The sequence below is a fragment of the Paenibacillus sp. 01T47 genome, assembly GCF_056398245.1.
Genome location: NZ_JBFTPA010000016.1, coordinates 121,433 through 140,619 on the forward strand (window position 1 = coordinate 121,433; position 19,187 = coordinate 140,619).

The 19,187-nt window shown below is 42.8% G+C and carries 13 protein-coding genes; 3 read left to right on the top strand and 10 right to left on the bottom strand.

Features of this window, described 5'->3' with window-relative positions:
- Positions 1-23 precede the first annotated feature (23 nt).
- From AC1DOV_RS25765 to AC1DOV_RS25805, 9 genes are all read right to left on the bottom strand, one after another.
- The gene (locus tag AC1DOV_RS25765) at positions 24-950 is read right to left on the bottom strand and encodes an ABC transporter permease (protein ID WP_339204838.1); all 927 of its coding nucleotides are present in this window, start codon (positions 948-950) and stop codon (positions 24-26) included.
- Positions 951-1,206: 256 nt separating this feature from the next.
- Positions 1,207-2,199, bottom strand: a complete 993-nt coding sequence (locus AC1DOV_RS25770) for an N-acetylglucosamine kinase (RefSeq protein ID WP_441882599.1) — start codon at positions 2,197-2,199, stop codon at positions 1,207-1,209.
- An 18-nt stretch (positions 2,200-2,217) separates the two neighbouring features.
- Entirely contained in the window at positions 2,218-3,222 is a 1,005-nt protein-coding gene (locus AC1DOV_RS25775) for a LacI family DNA-binding transcriptional regulator (protein ID WP_339204840.1), read from the bottom strand.
- A 130-nt stretch (positions 3,223-3,352) separates the two neighbouring features.
- A complete protein-coding gene (locus AC1DOV_RS25780) occupies positions 3,353-5,581 on the bottom strand; it encodes a family 10 glycosylhydrolase (RefSeq protein ID WP_477551354.1) in 2,229 nt (742 codons plus the stop codon).
- A 503-nt stretch (positions 5,582-6,084) separates the two neighbouring features.
- Positions 6,085-7,299, bottom strand: coding sequence for a formaldehyde dehydrogenase, glutathione-independent (fdhA, locus tag AC1DOV_RS25785; RefSeq protein WP_339204842.1), 1,215 nt, complete (start codon positions 7,297-7,299; stop codon positions 6,085-6,087).
- 91 nt (positions 7,300-7,390) lie between these two features.
- Positions 7,391-8,323, bottom strand: a complete 933-nt coding sequence (locus tag AC1DOV_RS25790; protein WP_441882604.1) for an NHL repeat-containing protein — start codon at positions 8,321-8,323, stop codon at positions 7,391-7,393.
- A gap of 371 nt (positions 8,324-8,694) precedes the next feature.
- Positions 8,695-9,723, bottom strand: coding sequence for an S-layer homology domain-containing protein (locus tag AC1DOV_RS25795; RefSeq protein ID WP_477551355.1), 1,029 nt, complete (start codon positions 9,721-9,723; stop codon positions 8,695-8,697).
- Positions 9,724-9,953: 230 nt separating this feature from the next.
- A complete protein-coding gene (locus AC1DOV_RS25800; RefSeq protein WP_441882608.1) occupies positions 9,954-11,228 on the bottom strand; it encodes a Gfo/Idh/MocA family protein in 1,275 nt (424 codons plus the stop codon).
- Positions 11,229-11,437: 209 nt separating this feature from the next.
- Positions 11,438-13,828, bottom strand: coding sequence for an AraC family transcriptional regulator (locus AC1DOV_RS25805; protein ID WP_477551356.1), 2,391 nt, complete (start codon positions 13,826-13,828; stop codon positions 11,438-11,440).
- A gap of 237 nt (positions 13,829-14,065) precedes the next feature.
- On the opposite strand from AC1DOV_RS25805, the gene AC1DOV_RS25810 reads away from it, so the two are divergent.
- Genes AC1DOV_RS25810 through AC1DOV_RS25820 form a run of 3 tightly spaced genes read left to right on the top strand, consistent with a single transcriptional unit; the run spans position 14,066 to position 17,586 of the window.
- Positions 14,066-15,019, top strand: a complete 954-nt coding sequence (locus AC1DOV_RS25810) for an ABC transporter permease (protein WP_477551357.1) — start codon at positions 14,066-14,068, stop codon at positions 15,017-15,019.
- A 52-nt stretch (positions 15,020-15,071) separates the two neighbouring features.
- Positions 15,072-15,938: a carbohydrate ABC transporter permease gene (locus AC1DOV_RS25815; protein WP_256710832.1), complete on the top strand. Its 867-nt coding sequence runs from the start codon at positions 15,072-15,074 to the stop codon at positions 15,936-15,938.
- Between the two features lie 49 nt (positions 15,939-15,987).
- Positions 15,988-17,586, top strand: coding sequence for an ABC transporter substrate-binding protein (locus AC1DOV_RS25820; RefSeq protein WP_441882615.1), 1,599 nt, complete (start codon positions 15,988-15,990; stop codon positions 17,584-17,586).
- Between the two features lie 64 nt (positions 17,587-17,650).
- On the opposite strand, the gene AC1DOV_RS25825 is transcribed toward AC1DOV_RS25820, so the two are convergent.
- Positions 17,651-19,141, bottom strand: coding sequence for an arylsulfatase (locus AC1DOV_RS25825; RefSeq protein ID WP_477551358.1), 1,491 nt, complete (start codon positions 19,139-19,141; stop codon positions 17,651-17,653).
- Positions 19,142-19,187 lie beyond the last annotated feature (46 nt).

Below are 19,187 nucleotides of genomic sequence, written 5' to 3' on the forward strand. Positions count from 1 at the left end.
CCCCCTTTATATTGCAAAATGAATTACCAAAGACTAACTCCCGCCCTGCGTGCCACTCTATTGGCTATTAGCAGTAAAACTACACTAATAATAGATTTGAACAAACCAACAGCTGTCGCGTAAGAGAACCGTGAATTTTGAATGCCTACTCGATAAACATAGGTATCTATGACATCTGAATATTCTCTGAGAATTGGATTGGAGGCTAGCAATAGAATATCTTCAAATCCAGCACTAAGGATCCCGCCAATGGCCAAAATCATGAAGATGATAATAACCGGGGTTATACATGGAAGCGTCACTAAATACATTTGCTTAAATCGGCTTGCTCCATCAATAGATGCAGCTTCATACAGCGTCGGATCTACTCCTGCAATGGCGGCTAGGTATACAATGCTTGCAAACCCAACCTCCTTCCACACGTTGACGCTTACTAGAATCGACCAGAAGTACTCAGGGATGGATAGAAAATTTATGGGATGCTCTATGAGATCCAGTTTTGCGAGAAGAATGTTCACTGTACCGTTATCAACCGATAACAATGAGACGACGAATCCGGATACGATGACCCAGGATAAAAAATAAGGCAGGTAACTGACCGTTTGAATGATGCGCTTAAACGCCATATTTCGAATCTCATTAAGCATGAGAGCCAAAATAATCGGTGCTGGGAAAGAAATGAGCAGCTTTAAAAAACTGATAGCTATCGTGTTGCGCAGCACATTAAAAAATTCCGGAGCATTAAAAAATAGCCGAAAATTAGTCCATCCCACCCACCGACTATCCCAAATCCCTGCGAAAATGTCATATTGCTGAAAAGCCATTAATACCCCATACATCGGAATATAACTGAATACAAATACGAAAATGATTCCGGGCAAAACCATAGATTGAAGATCCCATTGTTTCATAAATAGGCTGCGTCTAGTTGGCTTTGAGTTGATTTTCATTCGCCTTTTGCTCCTTTGCCAAGATTAAATAAATCAGATAACATAGGTATTTAATATCTCTTGAGTTGCTAGTTTGAACCGCTGCTACCTGCTGCTGTAGCAACTCATCCTTCCTATAGGAATAGTTCTAACAATGGAATGGAACCGCTTTCAGTATACGAAAAATTCAATGACACCAATTCTGATAAAGAGCATAACTGGCATGATGCGATTACAGATAATTCCCACTCACTATAATTATTTTTTACATCGTTTTTTAAACATTTTGAATATTTCGAATATTTTTTAGCTTAAATTCGGTTAAGTTATTCATAATATCGGGTGATACCTCCTCACCACTGCTCTCCATGGCTAGAATGAGAGCACCAACCGCCGGCTCCGTATGTAAAATAGTAATCGAACAACGCGGCGCTGCTTGCTTAACCTTTCGTTCAATAATACTCCGCAGCAGCCCGTCCTGATCGCCGCGTGTCAATATACTGCCTGCCAAGACAATATCGAATTTCTCCTCGTTCATGGCTAATCGATTGATAGTTGCTGCGGCCGCTAAACCCAATTCTTCGCCCTGCTTTATCAAGATACGCCTAGCTACTTCATCCCCTTGCTGCACGGCATCGAACAACAATTTTGCAACTTCGACAGGCAAATAGTTGGAGTAATCAAGGAAATTATCCCTTAACGCCTCAACGCTTTCATACCCTAATTTATTTATCAGCAAATTCGATAAGCTCGTTTCTTCCTCTCTTCCCTCCCAGGCACGCATTACACTGCGGAATACCTCTATACTCAAATCTTGCCCTCCGCCAAAGTCACCGAACATATAGCCGAATCCCCCGCATTGAAAGGATTCGCCTTTTCTGTTCATTCCCGAGCAATTCACCCCTGTTCCACAGATGAGAACAACACCAAATGGCTGATTCGTTCCTGCTCGAAGCGCTATTGTTGTATCACACGAAATATTTGTATTCGGAAGATTCATCTTCTGAATGATTGGCCTTAAGATGCGATAGTCGCTTTCTCTGTCCGCACCAGCTAAGCCAAACCAAGCAAATTCGATTTGATCAACGGTTAATTGGGCTTGCCGTAATGCATCTGAGACTGCACTACGCAGGCTTTCTTCCGCTTGATCACGATTTGTTTGGTGATTGCCGTTTCCCCCTCTTCCTACACTCAGAATGGTTCCCTCAGAATTAGCGACGAGGGCATAGGTTTTACTTCCCCCTGCATCAATACCCATATAATATTTCAAGTAAATCGTCACTCCTATTTATATCGAGTTATTTTTTCTCAAGTAGGCCGTTGATTCTCTAATTAATAATTGGGGTGTAAGCTTGGTGATCGTTGTTTCCTGAATCGTGCCGTTAATATGCTTCAGGAGCAGTTCAACACCGATAGTGCCTAATTGTGCTTCAGGTTGCCTGACGGTCGTTAATCTTGGGAAAAACCCAGCAGCCAGCACCTGATCATCATAACCTACGACTGAAATATCATGAGGAACACTTAGCCCTTCTTCGCTTAGAGCATGGATAACCCCAAGTGCAATGAAGTCATCTGCTGCGAATATGGCCGTCGGCAGGCTGTCATCTCTGATCCATTTCTTAGCTACCTTGTAACCATCACTTACCGTAAACTGACTATACTCAATAGCAAATGGGGTTAGCCCTGCTTCGGACAAGGCTTGCAAGTACCCCCTTCTTCGCTCCTTAACACTCAAGAACAGCGTTGGTCCCCCAATATGGGCAATCTCCGTATGACCTAGATCTATCAAGTGCTTCGTAGCCTCATACCCACCTAAATAATTGTCTACAACCACACTCGATACATCCTCATGCTCTTCTTGATTATCCAGTAGAACGAAAGGAATATTCTTTCTTTTCAACTCGGCGATATAGCTTTCTTCTTCAATCGGGGAGAGGACAATAATGCCATCCACCCTGTCCTTCTGAAATAAGAAATTGCTGGTGTCCCCTTCCCCCTCATTTTCCGAAATTGACAAGGTTAGAAAGTATCCTTGCTCTGCTAATTTCCGATTGGCTGCCTTAATCACTCTATCGTAAAAAGAATCGTTAAGATTCATAATGGTCATGCCAATAATTCCGGTCTTTCCTCGAATTAGGCTTTGGGCAGCGGAGTTGGGCTGATAATTCAATTCTTCCATCGCCTTTAATACCTTCTCCCTGTTCTTTTCACGAACAGACGGTGCATTATTGATGACTCGAGAAACCGTTACAACAGATAAACCGGATTTTTTTGCCACATCATGTATATTCACTGTAATGTTGTTCTCCTTTTAGTAAGTATTAAAGTTAAATCCTTTTAATTTCAATGTGATGCTAGCATCCATCCAGCATTGTGTCAATCCTGGATGGATGCTAGGCGTTGTGTACCCTATAAATAGCTGCTTAACGCACAATCTTGACCTCATTGAACAAGGCCTGATTGGAGGTAGAACTGCCTGGATTGCTTAGAGCGAGCCCAATGTAAGCTCCGCTGTTCATGGTCAACGTGCGTCTGCCAACCTCTGTCCAGCTGACCCCGTTGGAGGAGATATAGCCAATGAATTGATTGTTTATTCGCTCCAGCTTAACCCAGCGCGGCAAGGATGCGGCAGTTACGGTGTCCGTTGTTACGCCTCCAGCTGCCTGCCTGTATTGAAATGATGCTCCATTGCTAGGGGTGATAAGCATGTCGACATGCTTCGCATTGGCACCCAAAGTCTCACGAATCATGACTCCCGCTTTTGCCCATCCGTTCATATTTGTCATATTGGAAACCTTAGCGATAATCGATCCATTACCGGTTAACGGAAGATAAGCATATCGCATTTTGTCTGCGGTTCCCCATATATCAGTGTCTCTGCTCGATAAAGTATAAGTTCCTGACTGAAAATGGGCAGCTCCTGTAGTCGAGTTAATATCCGTGGTTTTCCACAGTACAGGCAAAGCGCCGCTAAGCGAGACATGATCGATTATGGCTTGACTATTGGCCGAGCTGCTAGAATTGCTCAGTGCCAAACCTATATACACATTACTGCCCATTGCAATTGATGCGCTGCTCACTGCGGTCCAGTTTTCCCCGTCTGTAGATATCGAGCCTGTGAACTGATTGCCGCTGCGCTCCAGCATTAACCACGACGGAGGAGCTTCAGCTATAATATGATCGACTGTGTTCCATTGGTTAGCTGCTCGGTATTGAAATGCGGCTCCATTCACAGGAGTTACGATCATGTCCGCATGTTTAGCATCCACAGCAAGCGATTCACGGATCATTAAGCCCGCTTTCGCCCAACCATCCATATTATTCATTCCTGCAACCCGAGCAACAATCGCTCCATCCCCTTGCAGAGATTGATAGATGTAGTTTAATTGATCCTCATTGCCCCATATATCCGATGAGTTGCCTGACAATGTGAAGACCCCGCCGCTATAGCTAGCACTACCTGGCTTAAAGCCAATATTTCTTGCCTTCCATTCCGTTGGAATATTCGCTGCATAGTCTTGTGCCACAGGCCAGGTCCTTCGCGAATTAATATCGCTTAGCACGTTCTCATCCCAAGCTCCATAGGAGAAGAAGGAGAGATGAGTCACTTGTGGAAAGTGATCTCTAATACCGCCATATACCTCCTGATATTCATTCACTGTCCAATCGTTATCCAGTGTTGGAACAATCGTTACTCCAGAGCCAGCAAGCGACGATGTATCTGACAAAATCCCATTGGCGCCATAGACCCATTCCGTGTCAAATTCCCAATCATCAAAATAAGCCATTGGTGCAACAAAATCAATCGCATCCTTGAACTTCGCAACATTCTGACCAACCTCTGTGAATTCCGGCGGCAAAATATAAACACCGAGCTCCATATCTGCTTTTATCTGATCGATGTCTTCACGAACGTCCTGCACATAGCCGCCGATTTGATCCGTTCTCCATTCATTCCATTCATTCCTGCGATTAGAATCCACATTAAAGTTAATATCGAGCGGAGAATATCCGTAAATACTCTCGTATAGGTTAACCGTGTAGCTGCTTACATCCATGTTGTAATCGTCAAATCTCAACCAATCGAGTACCACGCCATCTATATCATAGTTGCTTACAACCTCTTCAATTATCGAGCGCTGATAGGCTTGAACATCGGGATGGATCGGGTTGACGAAATATTCACTGCCATTCGAGCCTGTAAAAGGGACTACATTACCGTCAACGAAAGCGTGCATTTGCCAGCTTGGATCCTTAACAAATGCTGCCTGATCATGGAACTGGGGAATCCATGCACGAACCTTGATACCATACTGATGCGCCTGTGTAATCACATGCGAAAGCGCGTCGAAATTCTCATAACCGGCGGCAATCGGGGCAATCGCACTGTCATAGAATACATGACCAGAAGGCACCTCATCGTCTTCATCCTGCTTTACGTTCATGCTAATAATATCGACATTGTACTGAACAGCTTTTTGAATGAATGCCGTTACGTCAGCGACATTTCTAAATTGGTTAACGGTCCGCACAATGATCTCGGTTCCGAACGGTGCTTGTTGGCTTGCCTGAACTCCCAATGAATGAGTAGGAAATAGGACACTGACAAATAACACAAATACCAGCAATTTCAAACCTTTAGTTTTAATCACCCTAACATCTCCACCTTTTTCGTTAAAAGTTTAAAGCATTTAACTTTCAGGCTAAAAAAAATGTTAAAAACGTGAGATCACATATCGAGCGACTAACTGTTTGATGACTAAGTCCTAACAATGGTTTGTTTTTTCAAGTTGTTATTCAATCCACTGCAAGCGCTTCAAAAGTTTAAAGCTTTTAACTTTAGCTAGATATTATCACTCAATCGGAAATACGTCAATAACTGGAAGAAAAATATTGTTCTTCAGTGCTAAGCGATTCAGTACTGTACTGACAAGAGGAACACTACATTCAGGAGGAGAACTAGATGCCTCGCATTTATCCGATCACGTTCGCAGTGGACACAAAGGGAATAAGGGGGTAGAAAAAGGAAAAGAACTCCTTACACCCGTCCCCAAGCGGAGCGTGCAAGAAGTTCCTATCGAAATATTGGAGTTATAGCGTCTACTTGTTCTACCTAAGCTTCTTCGACATACTCCCAAACTGGATAAAAACTACATTATTTAACGACGCCATGGGGATCTATAACAAATTTCCGGGAAACGCCGCGATCAAAATCTTGATAAGCTTTTGGAGCGTCATTTAATGATATAAGCGTGGCATTCACGGCTTTAGCAATTTGTGCACGTCCGCTCATGATCGCCATCATTAATTCTCTGTTGTATTTCATAACTGGCGTTTGGCCTGTCACAAACGTGTGGGACTTCGCCCAACCGAGACCAAAACGAATTTTCAATGTTCCAATTTTCGAATCCTCATCCACAGCACCCGGATCTCCTGTTACATAAAGTCCCGGAATTCCTAAGCTGCCGCCTGCACGAGTAACTTCCATAATGGAGTTCAATACCGTTGCTGGCGCTTCGCCATGCCCCTCCCCATGCCCATGCGCTTCAAAACCAACACAATCTATCGCCGAATCTACTTCAGGAGATCCCAAAATTTGATCAATTTGTCCGGCCAAATCACCATTCTCGCGAAGATTAATCGTCTCACAACCAAAGCTTTTCGCTTGGGCAAGACGCTCTGCATTTAAATCACCGACGATAACAACCGCTGCCCCTAGCAATTGAGCAGAATGCGCTGCAGCAAGACCTACCGGACCTGCACCGGCAACATATACCGTTGAACCTGGGCGAACCCCAGCACTAACCGCACCATGGTAACCTGTTGGGAAAATATCGGAGAGCATCGTTAAATCCAGAATTTTTTCCATTGCTTTCTCTTTATCTGGGAACTTCAATAACTGAAAGTCTGCATAGGGAACCATGACATATTCGGATTGCCCGCCCACCCATCCGCCCATATCCACATAACCATAAGCAGAACCAGGACGGTCTGGATTTACATTTAAACATATATTTGTATTACGTTCTTTACAACTCCGACAACGTCCGCAGGCAATATTAAATGGAACAGAGACCAAGTCACCCTTTTTGATAAACTCGACATCACGACCTACTTCAATAACTTCACCTGTTATCTCATGGCCTAAGATAAGACCGGATGGAGCCGTTGTCCTTCCTCTAACCATGTGCTGATCGCTTCCGCAAATATTCGTTGTAATCACTTTCAGAATAACCCCATGCTCACATTTACGTCCTACATTCAATGGATTGACACCCGGCCCATCCTTCAATACCAAGTCTGGATAAGCGGTGTCTCGTACCTCAACACTTCCTGGTTTACTATAAACAACTGCTTTATTTCCAGACATGTTCTCATCTCCATTTACTAGATTATTTAATTACAGTTTAGATGCTTTATCAGCCTGTATGCCTAAATAATGAAGATCCTTTACCACGAAATTATGCAAGTGTAAGCTTAGTTATACGTCCATCGAAAATCCATTCCGCAACATAGACAGAACCTTTGGAATCAACACAAATACCATGTGGTGAACTAAATTTATTATCCCTGTAGTAAGACTTAGGCAAATTCGGCCAGCCTGCTTGTTTGTAAGCCTGCTGATCTTCACCTAAATGACAGATCAACCGATCATTTTTGTCGAAGATCGTAATCCGACTGTTTAAGTCTGGGAAAAAGAGATCGTCCCCGTGATAATAGAAGCTGCAGGGCTGATCCATATCATCGACGATGGCTCTTTTGAAATCGCCCTGTAGAGTGAAGACTTGAATCCGATGATTGCCACGATCAGCTACATAAACTTCTTCTATACCGCTGCGAATATCAATGGAAATACCATGCGGGCAGTTCAATTGTCCTAATTCTGTACCTTTCCCACCCCACGAACGGATATATTCTCCTGCGGCTGTATATTGATGAATCCAGCTTTGTCCATAACCATCGGATACATAAATATCACCATTTGCCGAAACGGCTACATCTGTAGGGACATATTTAAGCTCCTCGTTATAAATATCAGGACGATCAGGTGTTCCCAATGTCAATAAGTGCTTTCCGCTCAAATCCATTTTCACAACATTACCGCGAGCTGTGTCTGTGATATAAAGGTATTCGCTATTTTGCTCCTTATGAAGATAAAATCCGTGTGCGCCACCCTCGAACTCTTCGCCCCAAGCCGCTTGAAACTCCCCGTTCTGATCAAATTTGAAAATGGAGGGTTTTCCTGTATGAAAGACATAGACATTATCCTGTTGATCTACGACGATTCCATGTGTATAGCCAAACTCCAAGTGAGCAGGAAGCTGTGCCCAGCCTTGAACAAGATCATAGCTGCGTGCGGTATTTCCTAATTGCGGTGTTTTGTTTGTGATCATATTTAAATCCTCTTTTCCTTAGTTGAGTGATTAACTTTTTTGTTAGCAAACGCTATCATGAATTGGCTCATCATTTGATTTAAGATCAGCTTCTACCCGCCCGCGAATCAACAAATGATAGTGTTGTCTGATATGATAAACTCCCAAACTAAATTAGTCTTTGAACAAACGAGACTTAATTTTGCACTATGTGGACATTTTGATAAAAAAACGGAGATTTTGATCATTGGCTTCTTCGATAAAAAAGAAGGGAAGGCTTTTTTGCCTCCCCCTCTTCTTAGTTAACCCAGTATCAATCTAGCAACAACTTCAAGATCCGACCGCTTTGGCCCTGAATTAATCCTTCACCGTTTCACTATTAATTCGCCTTATTATTTATGTTCCAACATGCCTAAGATCATGACCACCGCTTCCGCTCTCGTGGCGTTCTCATTCGGTGCGAAGAGATTCTTCCCGCGCCCCTTAATGAGCTTCGCTTCATACGCTGCGGCCACAGAGGGTCTTGCCCACTCAGCTACCTTGTCTGCATCAGCAAAAGATAACTTCGCATTCGGATCGACCTTCAGCCCCAGTGCACGAACGATCATTACCGTCATTTCCGTGCGGGTAATATTACGTGTCGGACGGAAGGTGTTATCATCATAGCCCTTCAAAATTCCTGCTGTTATCGTTCGTGAAATGGAAGGTCTAGCCCAAGCGGGAATCTTATTAAGATCCGTGAAAGGCAGCTCTTTTTCTACGCCTTCCAGTTTCAATGCACGGCTCAACATGACTGCGAATTCACTTCGTGTTGTTTGTGCATTCGGTCGGAATGTACCATCTGTATACCCCGTAATGAATCCAAGCTTCACCGCTTCTTCGATAGACAATTTCGCCCAGTGACTAGAAATGTCAGTTAATCCGCTGCCAGAAGAACCGTCGCTTTTCACATCAACTTTCACACTGCCAAGGCTTGAAACAACCTTCGACTCTAACTCGGAATCCACGAGCTTCATACTTGAAAGTGTAATTTCGGCCGATCCCGCAGTAATTGCCTTAAAGGTTAGTGTAGCCAGAGTCACATTCCCCTTCTTGCCTGCTGTGTTTCCTATTTGTGTATGCGCTAACTGAATCGTATTCTCTTTCAAAATCGGACTTACTCCGAACCCTTCTTTTCCAAAGTCCGCGCTCACAAACTGCAGTCGTTTCGAATCGTAAGTTAGATTAATTTCGTAGGCGTACAAATCGATAACATTTGTTCCATTCACTTTGACTTGAAAGGTTTGGTTCGCCTTTGAACCGGTATCTTCGATGGATAGCGAAAATGCTTGATCATTCGCAGCAAACGTAGTTCTCGGAGGCAAGCAGGATATACACAGAAATAATGCCAAGCTGCATAAAAGTAATTTACGGATCATCATTGAACCATCCCTTCGGTAAACAAAGATAAGAGTGCGAGAGTAGCCTATTAATGTTTGACCACTCTCTCACCGTTTACTACTATCAGTATATGTTGATAATCCTACATAACTAAACTATAAAAATCGGAGAAAACAACAAAATCTATGCATTCGTAGCAACAAAAAACAAAGTACTTCATTGAAAGCTTGTTATTGTTGACTGCCTAATTATTCTTCGCATCAGGGTATAATCATTTATTATTCTTTAACTCATTGATATAATCTTCCATCAAAATAACTCGGCTTTCCAAACGTGATTTTTCAGCGGCGAAAGCAATCAGATGGCTCTTTACAGAGACACCTGCACCTGTAAGCCCTTCTTCCTTCCCATCACTTCGAACAAGACGTACAAAATCGCTCATTATACCTGTATCACCGCCGCCATGACCTGCCAAGTCCGTATCCAAAGTGATAGTCTCCGTCTCCCGAGTAACGAAGCTCGTCACTTCAATTACATTCTTCTCCATATCGCCTCTGATCTGACCATGAGTGCCCATTAGCTTCACCGAGCGTCCGCCTTCATAAGTAAATGCGCTCATTGTGAACGCAACCGTCACTTCATTTGCAAATTCCATGTTCACTACCTGATGATCGACCACATTGTTATCGCAATGATACACGCATCTTCCATATGGCCCATTTTTCAGTGCTCGAAGCACTCCCTCATCACTTGTATCGTTGCTAACAACCGTGCGAAGCACTTCACCCACCCAATCATCTCGTTCAATATACATTTTAGGTGCATAATAAGGGCAGCTGTCCTGTACCGGGCAACCGTCCAAACAGTACTTAGGCGCGCCTTCCGGCGCACTTTCTTTGCGGAAATGAGTTAATGAGCCGAAAGATGAAACCTTAGTACAATCTGCATCAACAAGCCATTGTAATATATCCATGTCATGGCAGCTTTTTGCCAGAATCATTGGACTCGAAACCTCTGAATCACTCCAGTTACCTCTTACAAAGCTATGTGCTTGGTGACGATGTTCTACATTTTCAGTATGTTGAATTGAAACGAGTTTGCCGATTTTTCCCTCCGTAATAATCTGCTTGATTGTTGAAAAAAAGTCCGTATACCTAAGTACATGACATATCGAAAATACCCGATTATATTTCTCAGCATATTCCCCCATGACAATACATTCTCTTGGATCGGGTGACATCGGCTTTTCCATTAGCACATGGTACCCTTTCTCCAATGCTTTCAGCGCAGGCTCATAGTGCATTTTATCCTGAGTACAGATGAGAATCGCATCGGCTAGCTTCGGCCCTGCAAGCAGATCCTCCCAGTTCGAGTAACAATTCTCATTCAGAACACCATGGTCTTTTTGGAATCGCTCTATTCGCTCAGGATCGATATCCGCAACGGCAACGAATTGAATGTCGTCTGGATGTTGCAAGGCATATGGAGCGTAAGCACCTCCCCCTCTTTGTCCAGCTCCAATTAATACAGCAGTAATTTTTTTCATTCCTGTGCTCCACTCCATCTCTATTGTTAGTTAATATCAGCTTAAATAGGTTCGTCCATTTTGAAAATAATAAAAAGTTTGTATTTCTTCGAAAAGTAATACAAATCGACTACTATTTAATATCATTTCTCTGAATTCAATCTGATAACTTTCAAGTTAATAAAAAAAAGCCCAATATCCGCAATGGAATCAGGCTCTTCAGAACGATACTAATATTGAAATGGCATATCATTTTCATGATCTATCTCTTGCCCAAGCTGCAGTCTGTAATCACTCAAAGACATGCCAAAATGCTTTTTAAATCGCGTGTAAAAATAATTATTTCTCTCTAGTCCCACCTTTTCAATAATGGATGTTAAAGGAAGCTGCGTATTGCGCATATATTCGTCCAGTTTTTGCATTCGCGTGTCGAAAATATACTGCGCAATAGACTGCCCATGTGCAGTTTTGAATATATGGCCGACATAGTTAGATGATAACCGTAATTTTTCGGCGATAGAGCTCAGGCATAATTCTGTGTTGGAATATTCTTGCTCGACAATTGCGACAATACGTTGGATCAGATGATCATTACTATTGGAAGTGTTCCTGAGAACCTCCACTTTATTACACAGCTTCTGTAAAAATGAATCCATTACGCTGTCCATATCTGTACTCACTTCTGCATTTTGAATCCCGCGCAAAAACTTTTGTAGTGTTAAATCCTGACTATCCTTTACTGCAGGCATCTTGCTTAGCACACTGGAGTAAACACTGTAAATCAAATGAACAATGCAATACAAAATTTCGTCGTAAGTGTATTGATATAACTTTGGACTAATACTTTGATAGATTGCGGCAGCAGATTCATAATTGCCCTCGAGTACTTTCTCAACCAACTGCTCTTCTTTCTTGACGGGTATATGAAAATTATCTGTGTTGATTTCATCCATCATGTAAGGAGTAATAATACAACCATGTCCGTAGCGCATCTTCAACAGAATGGAGCCCTTCATATTATTGTACATGCTAGGTAAATGCTCAATCCCCTGAAACATCGTGCTGTACGCCATAGATAAAGAAATACGAAGATACTTAAGTGTATTACTGTGTACCTCGAGCAAGTAACGCTCTATTTTCTCCTGCAGCACTTTATATTGGGTTACTGTGGAACAATCCATAATCACTACGAATTTATCGGGCTCACTGCTGAAAATTTCGCACACACCATAGTCCGCTGCCAGTTCTGTTGCAATATTCACAATAGCATAGCGTAGTGCCCATCGTTCCTTCTGGCTATTCACAGATACAAATTGGCTGTAATTATCGATTTTAATGAGACACATGCACAACTGACTGGTGGCGATATAATCCAGTTTGATGTCATGTAGTTTCTCCTGCACTTGGTCTATAGAGTGTGTAGTACTATCACTTAATAGTGCATTAAGAAAGTCTTGTTTGACCGCATAGCCTGCTTCATGGATTATTTTATCAAGCTGTTGATTTCTCTCCTTCATAGACTCGAATACAGACAAAATAAATTGAAATTCTTCCATTCTCGAAATGACTACATCGTTTTTCTCAGAAGCTTCGCCGTTAATAATTTTCGTAATCGTTTGAATCGGATGATTCAGTCTGCGAGCCAAGTACAGACAAATTATTGCGCAAATGATAAATACAACAACTACGATACCCGCAGACACCATTGATGCTTGAATTACATCCTTAAACGTTTCTTTTACAGGAGTAAGGCCCATAATGTACCAATTGTTTGCGTTGCTTTTACTGCTGGATACCAAATAGCTGATACCCCCAATTTCTCGTATCTGATTATTGCTTCCAACAAGTTCATTTACTTGCTGGCTTAATCCGCCTACTTCACTCATATTATGCTCAAACTCCGGTGTGAGCGTCTTACTTAGAATAGAGCCGTTTGAATCAACGACTAAAAAAGAAGATTTCGTTTCAGGGTCATTGCCATTGATCGCTTGAATAGATTCCGTAAGCGCTTTCGTGCGAATGTTGACGACAATAGCATTTTTCAAGCCCGATAATGTCTCCCCCGGTTCAAATAAGATATAGGAACATGTATCGGCCGATTGCGTTGCTTCTTCTACAGATGTCACAATAGGCCGACCACGATACTCCGCTATAAAATTTTTATCGGTTAGCAGCGCTACAATCGCTTGATCTGAGAAGGTAGAGGCTGATTGGCGTTCACCGCTCCTTGAAGAATAAAACAAATCCGCCCCCGCATTGTAAAGATAAACGCTATCGATATCTTTTAGTGTCAGAAAGTGCTTGTCAATGACCTTGCTTGCTAAAATCGCCACGATCTCATCATTTTTCTTCATATTAATAAATTGGATGATATCTTTATCGCTGTACAGTGCATTTCCTAATTTTTTTGCAGTCTCATCTAGGTAGGTAATACTGTAATTGTAATGTTCAATCAGCTCATGATTGAAGCGGTTAATCATCGAGATACTCGTGCGTAAATAAGTAATGGTCAAGAAAACAGTAAGCAATACAGTGATGAGGATCGTAATAATCAGAAAGGAGAAGAATGATTTGCGAAAAAAGCTCGTACTGTTTTTTTCCAATATCCTCGGTAGCTTCATTGTGATCCCCCAGTTCATACGACTTCGATTTTCTATGTATTTACAATTATCATCATAATAGCATAAGTATCCATTTAGCATCACAACGATTAAAGCTCTTTGTAGATTTCATTATTTTTTAGAGATGCCATCTGTCGAAAAACTAAGAGAATGATGGTTTTGATTGTTGTGGATAAAAGTACCACTAAATACAATGAGGGAAGTAAAAGATTATTTGCAAGGAAGGGGGTGAACTCAATGAAACTAACTACAAGACCAATTCATAACAGAACATTGCGCAGCGTACGTAAACAGTTTCCTTTCTATTTAATGATGTCACCTGGTCTACTATTCATTGCAATCATGTGTTATATCCCAATGGGCGGTGTCATAATCGCCTTCAAAGATTACAATGCACGCGATGGTATATTCGGAAGCGCATGGATGGATCCACTGTTCAAAAACTTCGAATTTTTCTTTAAATCCGAAACAGCGAGAATTGTTACGTTCAATACACTTTTCTACAATATCATAGAGATGGTTACCGTTACGCTCGGTGCACTAATATTGGCCATTCTATTGAGCGAAGTGAAAAATAAAAAGCTCTCAGCCACCTATAAAGGTGCTTTATTGCTGCCAGTTTTCCTTTCATGGATTGTAGTTCAGTATATTGTGTTCGGTATGCTTAGTGTAGACCGAGGTATTGTCAACAATGTTATCGAATCAAATGGTGGAGAAGCTATTTACTGGTACAGTGAGCCTTCACATTGGCACTATATTCTTCCCTTAGCCTATCTGTGGAAGAATATCGGTTACTATTCGGTATTGTATGTAGCAGCGATCGCGGGGATTAATACGGACTATTATGAAGCTGCTCAATTGGATGGCGCTTCGAAGTGGCAGCAAGTCAAATATGTTACACTGCCGCTGCTGAAACCAATAATTATCGTCCTTATGTTGTTATGGGTAGGTAAGTTGTTCAATGGCGGATTGGGCGACTGGAATGGATTCTATACCCTTTCCAATGATTCAGGAGCACTATATGGTGCAACAGATGTTATAGACACCCTTGTATTCCGCTCTCTGAAAAAGCTGAACGACTATGGCATGTCGTCTGCAATTGGTCTATATCAGGCAGTGATTGGTCTCGTTCTTGTCCTGATTTCTAACTATATTATTAAAAAAACAGACCCCGACAGCGCCTTATTTTAATCGATCAGCGTAGAGAAAGGGAGGGATTTTCATTTTAGCAAGAAACTTTCACATGTCAAAGATCGTGATTCATCTCATATTCATTGTATCAGCACTAGCCTGTATCATTCCGTTGCTATTAGTTGTATCGATATCGTTTACAGCTGAAAAGTCGCTTATGGTCGACGGATATAATTTTTGGCCCAAAGTGTTTGATATTTCAGCTTATCGATACGTATTTAGCGGAGCAGGCTCGATTGCCAATGCATACGCAGTAACGATCTTTGTAACCGTTGTTGGTACGCTGCTGCATTTACTTGTTACTTCGATGCTGTCCTATTCGTTGACGCGACCTGAAGTTACCTATCGAAATGCACTCACTTTATTCGTGTACCTTCCCGTGCTGTTCAATGGCGGACTTGTTCCATCCTACATTTTAATAACACGATATTTGCATCTTAAGAATACCATCTGGGTTCTCATTGTCGTCTTCCTTGTGTCAGCGATCAACGTGCTCATTATGAAAAACTTTTTCAAATCGATTCCTAGTTCCTTGTTCGAGTCTGCACGCATAGACGGCTCAGGTGAAATTCGTACTTTTTTCAGTATTGCACTTCCACTTTCAAAACCGTCACTGGCGACTATCGGTCTGTTCACAGCGATTTCCTACTGGAATGACTGGACGACCACTGCCTTGTATATCGAAAAGCCGAAGCTGTACACATTGCAATATTTACTGCAATCTTTAATGAACAATATCGGCTATTTGCAAGCCAATGAAGCAGCATCTAAATCTATGGAAGCCGCTATCGGCATGCTTCCTAGTGAAGGAGCACGGATGGCGACCTGTGTACTTGCCATCGGTCCGATTATATTACTGTATCCTTTTCTACAGAAGTATTTCGAGAAAGGCTTAACAATAGGTGCTGTAAAAGAGTAATTTTACAAGAATCTAGTTGAGAATAAAATTAGTTTTTAGGGGGATATCAATGAAAAGAATTTCTATGTTGTTGATCAGCGTAACTCTGCTTCTCACCATGATCCTGTCTGGCTGCTCAAAGGTTTCACCAAACGCTAACGGCGATTCTACGACTCCAGCACCTGATACTAAAAATGCTGAAAAAGAAAAGGAAAAAGAAAAAGAAGAACTCGTTACCCTTAACTTCTATATGTCGAACAGCCCTGTCAATGACTTTGACCGCATCATGAACAAAGCTAATAAAATTATTGCTGAAAAAATCAATGCCAAATTGAATTTAGTACTTGTAGACGGCAGTACTTATGCAGATAAAATGAATCTGATGATCAATTCGGGCGACGACTGGGATCTTGCTTTCACTGCATTCTGGGGTGGAATTAATTACTTTGGAAACGCTGCAAAGGGAGCGTATGCTGACTTAACTGACCTTCTTCCTGTACATGCGCCTGAAACGTTTTCCCGCATCCCTCAAGGTCTATGGGATGGTGTGAAAATAAATGATCGTATTTATGCAGTTGTCAATTATCAGCAATGGGGCGTTGCCAAGCGCAGTGGCTTTATCTTCCGCGAAGATGTTCTTAAAGAAACGGGGTTTGACTGGAAAGCTGTTAAAGGCAAGCCAACCATAGAAGCTCTCGAAATGGTAGGACCATTCCTTGGCGAAGCGTTAGCTAAGCATCCTGATATGATCGGATTTGAAACTAGCGCTAATCATAGTTTTTTTGCCAATGAGCCGCTTTACTGGGATATGGAGCCTGTAGGTGATTTGCTAACTCCTGGCTGGGTCAATCTCAATGCGCCAGACAAAGTTATCAACCAGTTTGAAACTCCTGAGTTCGCTAAATACGCTGAAATTATGCGTGACTGGTTCAATAAAGGCTATGTGCGCAAAGATGGTGCAACGGTAAAAGATACAACTCCTGATCGTAAAGCTGGCAAAATTGTTTTTGCGATGCACTATGGCTGGCCTGACAGCATCGATCTTCCAGGTCAAGAGCAAGCTATGTCCATGACAGAATACAAAGATTTCCCTGCTCTATCCGTATCTACTACTCGTACATTGATTTCAGCTGGAGCTGCCTCCAATGCAGCTATTGCTATCAATTCAGGTTCAAAAAACGTTGAAAAGGCTTTGCAATTAATTGAGTTGCTAAACACTGATGATGATCTATACAAACTCATTACATTAGGAGAAAAAGACGTTGACTACACCTACAACGAAAAAGGTGACTTCACTCAAATTGAAGGCAAATATAATTTCAACTGGAATGAATGGCAAATCGGTCAATCCTTCAGCCCAACATTCAACCGTGCCGATCATGCCGAAAATGCGGCTGGCGAAATGAAGAGAAAAGCTCAGTCAATCGTTTTTGAAAATGATCAAACAGCAGATGTTTCGCCATTATCAGGCTTTGTATTTGACCCAACTCCTGTAAAAACGCAAGTTGCCAACGTAGCTTCCGTTATGACTGAGATGATCCCAGCTATCAGCTCTGGTTCGATTGACCCGACTACAGCCGTGCCTAAATTCCTCGAGCGTTTGAAAACTGCTGGCGTAGATGACATCATCAAAGAAAAACAAGCTCAATATGACACTTGGAAAAAATAAAAATCTATCACTCAGTAATGAAATCCGGTGTATCGCTTACACCGGATTTCTATTTTGCAAACCACTATCTGCCTGCGACAGGATGGGATGCCGCTGCCGTCCTGAGATGCTGAAGGCAGCTTTGTGGCGTCATCCCCACGATGAGGCTGACTCCGTCCGTATAACCCTCTTCTCGTCCGGTAAGTTCTAGAATCAATCGGTCTTTCCAACAGTTCAACAACTCTGCGCGCTCCGCAGACTTTACAAGGTTGCACAGCTCTTGCGGGTCAACCTGAAGATCAAACAATTGCTCCTCGCCCGTCTGGGAATACCAAAAATATTTGACCTTGCCATCGGTTAAGTAGTGATAGGAAAGCTCACCGTAGGCATGCTCACCGTGGATGTAAGTCCTCCATTCGGATGTGCCGGCATGCGTCCCCAAAGGAATGATGCTGCTTCCGTCTACCGTGGTTGGGATCGGGACATCTGACGCCTCCAATAAGGTTGGCATAATATCACGCAACTCGACGATTCGATCCACTTGTTTGCCTCGGACGAGGCCTAACTTGCCTGTAGGGTCATTCAAAATGAGCGGCACTTTGGCGCTTCCTTCGTAAGCTAATATTTTCTTATAGAGAAGATGGTCCCCCATCAGGTCCCCGTGATCCGACGTGAAGAGGATGATCGTATCGTTGCTTACACCGAATTCATATAGGGCGTTCATCAATCGGCCGATCTGGTTGTCGATATGAGTAATTAAAGCATAGTAGGCCGCCAACGATTTTTGGCGCATACGCTTATTCACGATTCCTCTGCCAGTCGTCGGATTCAGCCCGTCACGGTCGGGATCATCGAGGCGCGCCCAATCGCCAATCGGAGGTTCCGGCAAATCGATTCCATCATACAGATCAAGAAACGCTTGCGGAGGATCCAAAGGCGTATGTGGTCTTACGAATGAAGTCCAAAGAAAGAACGGCTTGCTCGGATCCCTCCGCCGCAAGAAATCAATAGACTGAGTAACCGCCCAGTTGGTCGGATGTAACGCTTCTTCCAAATGCCAAGGTCTCGCGACAGTCGAAGCGTTACAATCAAGACCGTGATCCATAATATCCTGTTGTGATCCGGCTCTCTCTTTCAACCAGCTGATATAATCGTCCGTTTGATCCCACCACTCATTCGCCGTCGATCGGGAGCGATCACGGTTATAATGCATATAGCCGTCATGCAGTACGATGTTGTGAAATCCGCACAGATTGCGCGTGGGATACACATGCATCTTGCCTACGCATTGTGTATGGTACCCGGCCTTCGCAAACTCTCCAGGCATCGTATGCTCATAGCTCCAGGGCACTTTGTCCTCATACCCAACTCTTCCATGGTTTTGCTGGCTCATTCCTGTTAAAATGGCGGCTCTTGCCGGAACGCAGGATGGAGTTGCTGTGTAAGCGCTTGTATACGCAACGCCGGTTCTCGCCAAGTTGTCCAAATTTGGTGTTTCGATAACGGGATGGCCCAAGAAATGAAGACAATCCGCCCTCATCTGATCAACGGTGATTAAAAGTACGTTTGGTCTCATGCGACGCCTCCTTCTCGCTTGCTATATGAAATCCTTCTCCTCTACT

Coding starts and splice junctions, on each gene's coding strand:
- AC1DOV_RS25790 (WP_441882604.1), bottom strand. CDS start 8,323: ATGATCACAAACAAAACACCGCAATTAGGAAATACCGCACGCAGCTAT.
- AC1DOV_RS25795 (WP_477551355.1), bottom strand. CDS start 9,723: ATGATGATCCGTAAATTACTTTTATGCAGCTTGGCATTATTTCTGTGT.
- fdhA (WP_339204842.1), bottom strand. CDS start 7,299: ATGTCTGGAAATAAAGCAGTTGTTTATAGTAAACCAGGAAGTGTTGAG.
- AC1DOV_RS25820 (WP_441882615.1), top strand. CDS start 15,988: ATGAAAAGAATTTCTATGTTGTTGATCAGCGTAACTCTGCTTCTCACC.
- AC1DOV_RS25825 (WP_477551358.1), bottom strand. CDS start 19,141: ATGAGACCAAACGTACTTTTAATCACCGTTGATCAGATGAGGGCGGAT.
- AC1DOV_RS25800 (WP_441882608.1), bottom strand. CDS start 11,228: ATGAAAAAAATTACTGCTGTATTAATTGGAGCTGGACAAAGAGGGGGA.
- AC1DOV_RS25805 (WP_477551356.1), bottom strand. CDS start 13,828: ATGAAGCTACCGAGGATATTGGAAAAAAACAGTACGAGCTTTTTTCGC.
- AC1DOV_RS25810 (WP_477551357.1), top strand. CDS start 14,066: ATGAAACTAACTACAAGACCAATTCATAACAGAACATTGCGCAGCGTA.
- AC1DOV_RS25765 (WP_339204838.1), bottom strand. CDS start 950: ATGAAAATCAACTCAAAGCCAACTAGACGCAGCCTATTTATGAAACAA.
- AC1DOV_RS25815 (WP_256710832.1), top strand. CDS start 15,072: ATGTCAAAGATCGTGATTCATCTCATATTCATTGTATCAGCACTAGCC.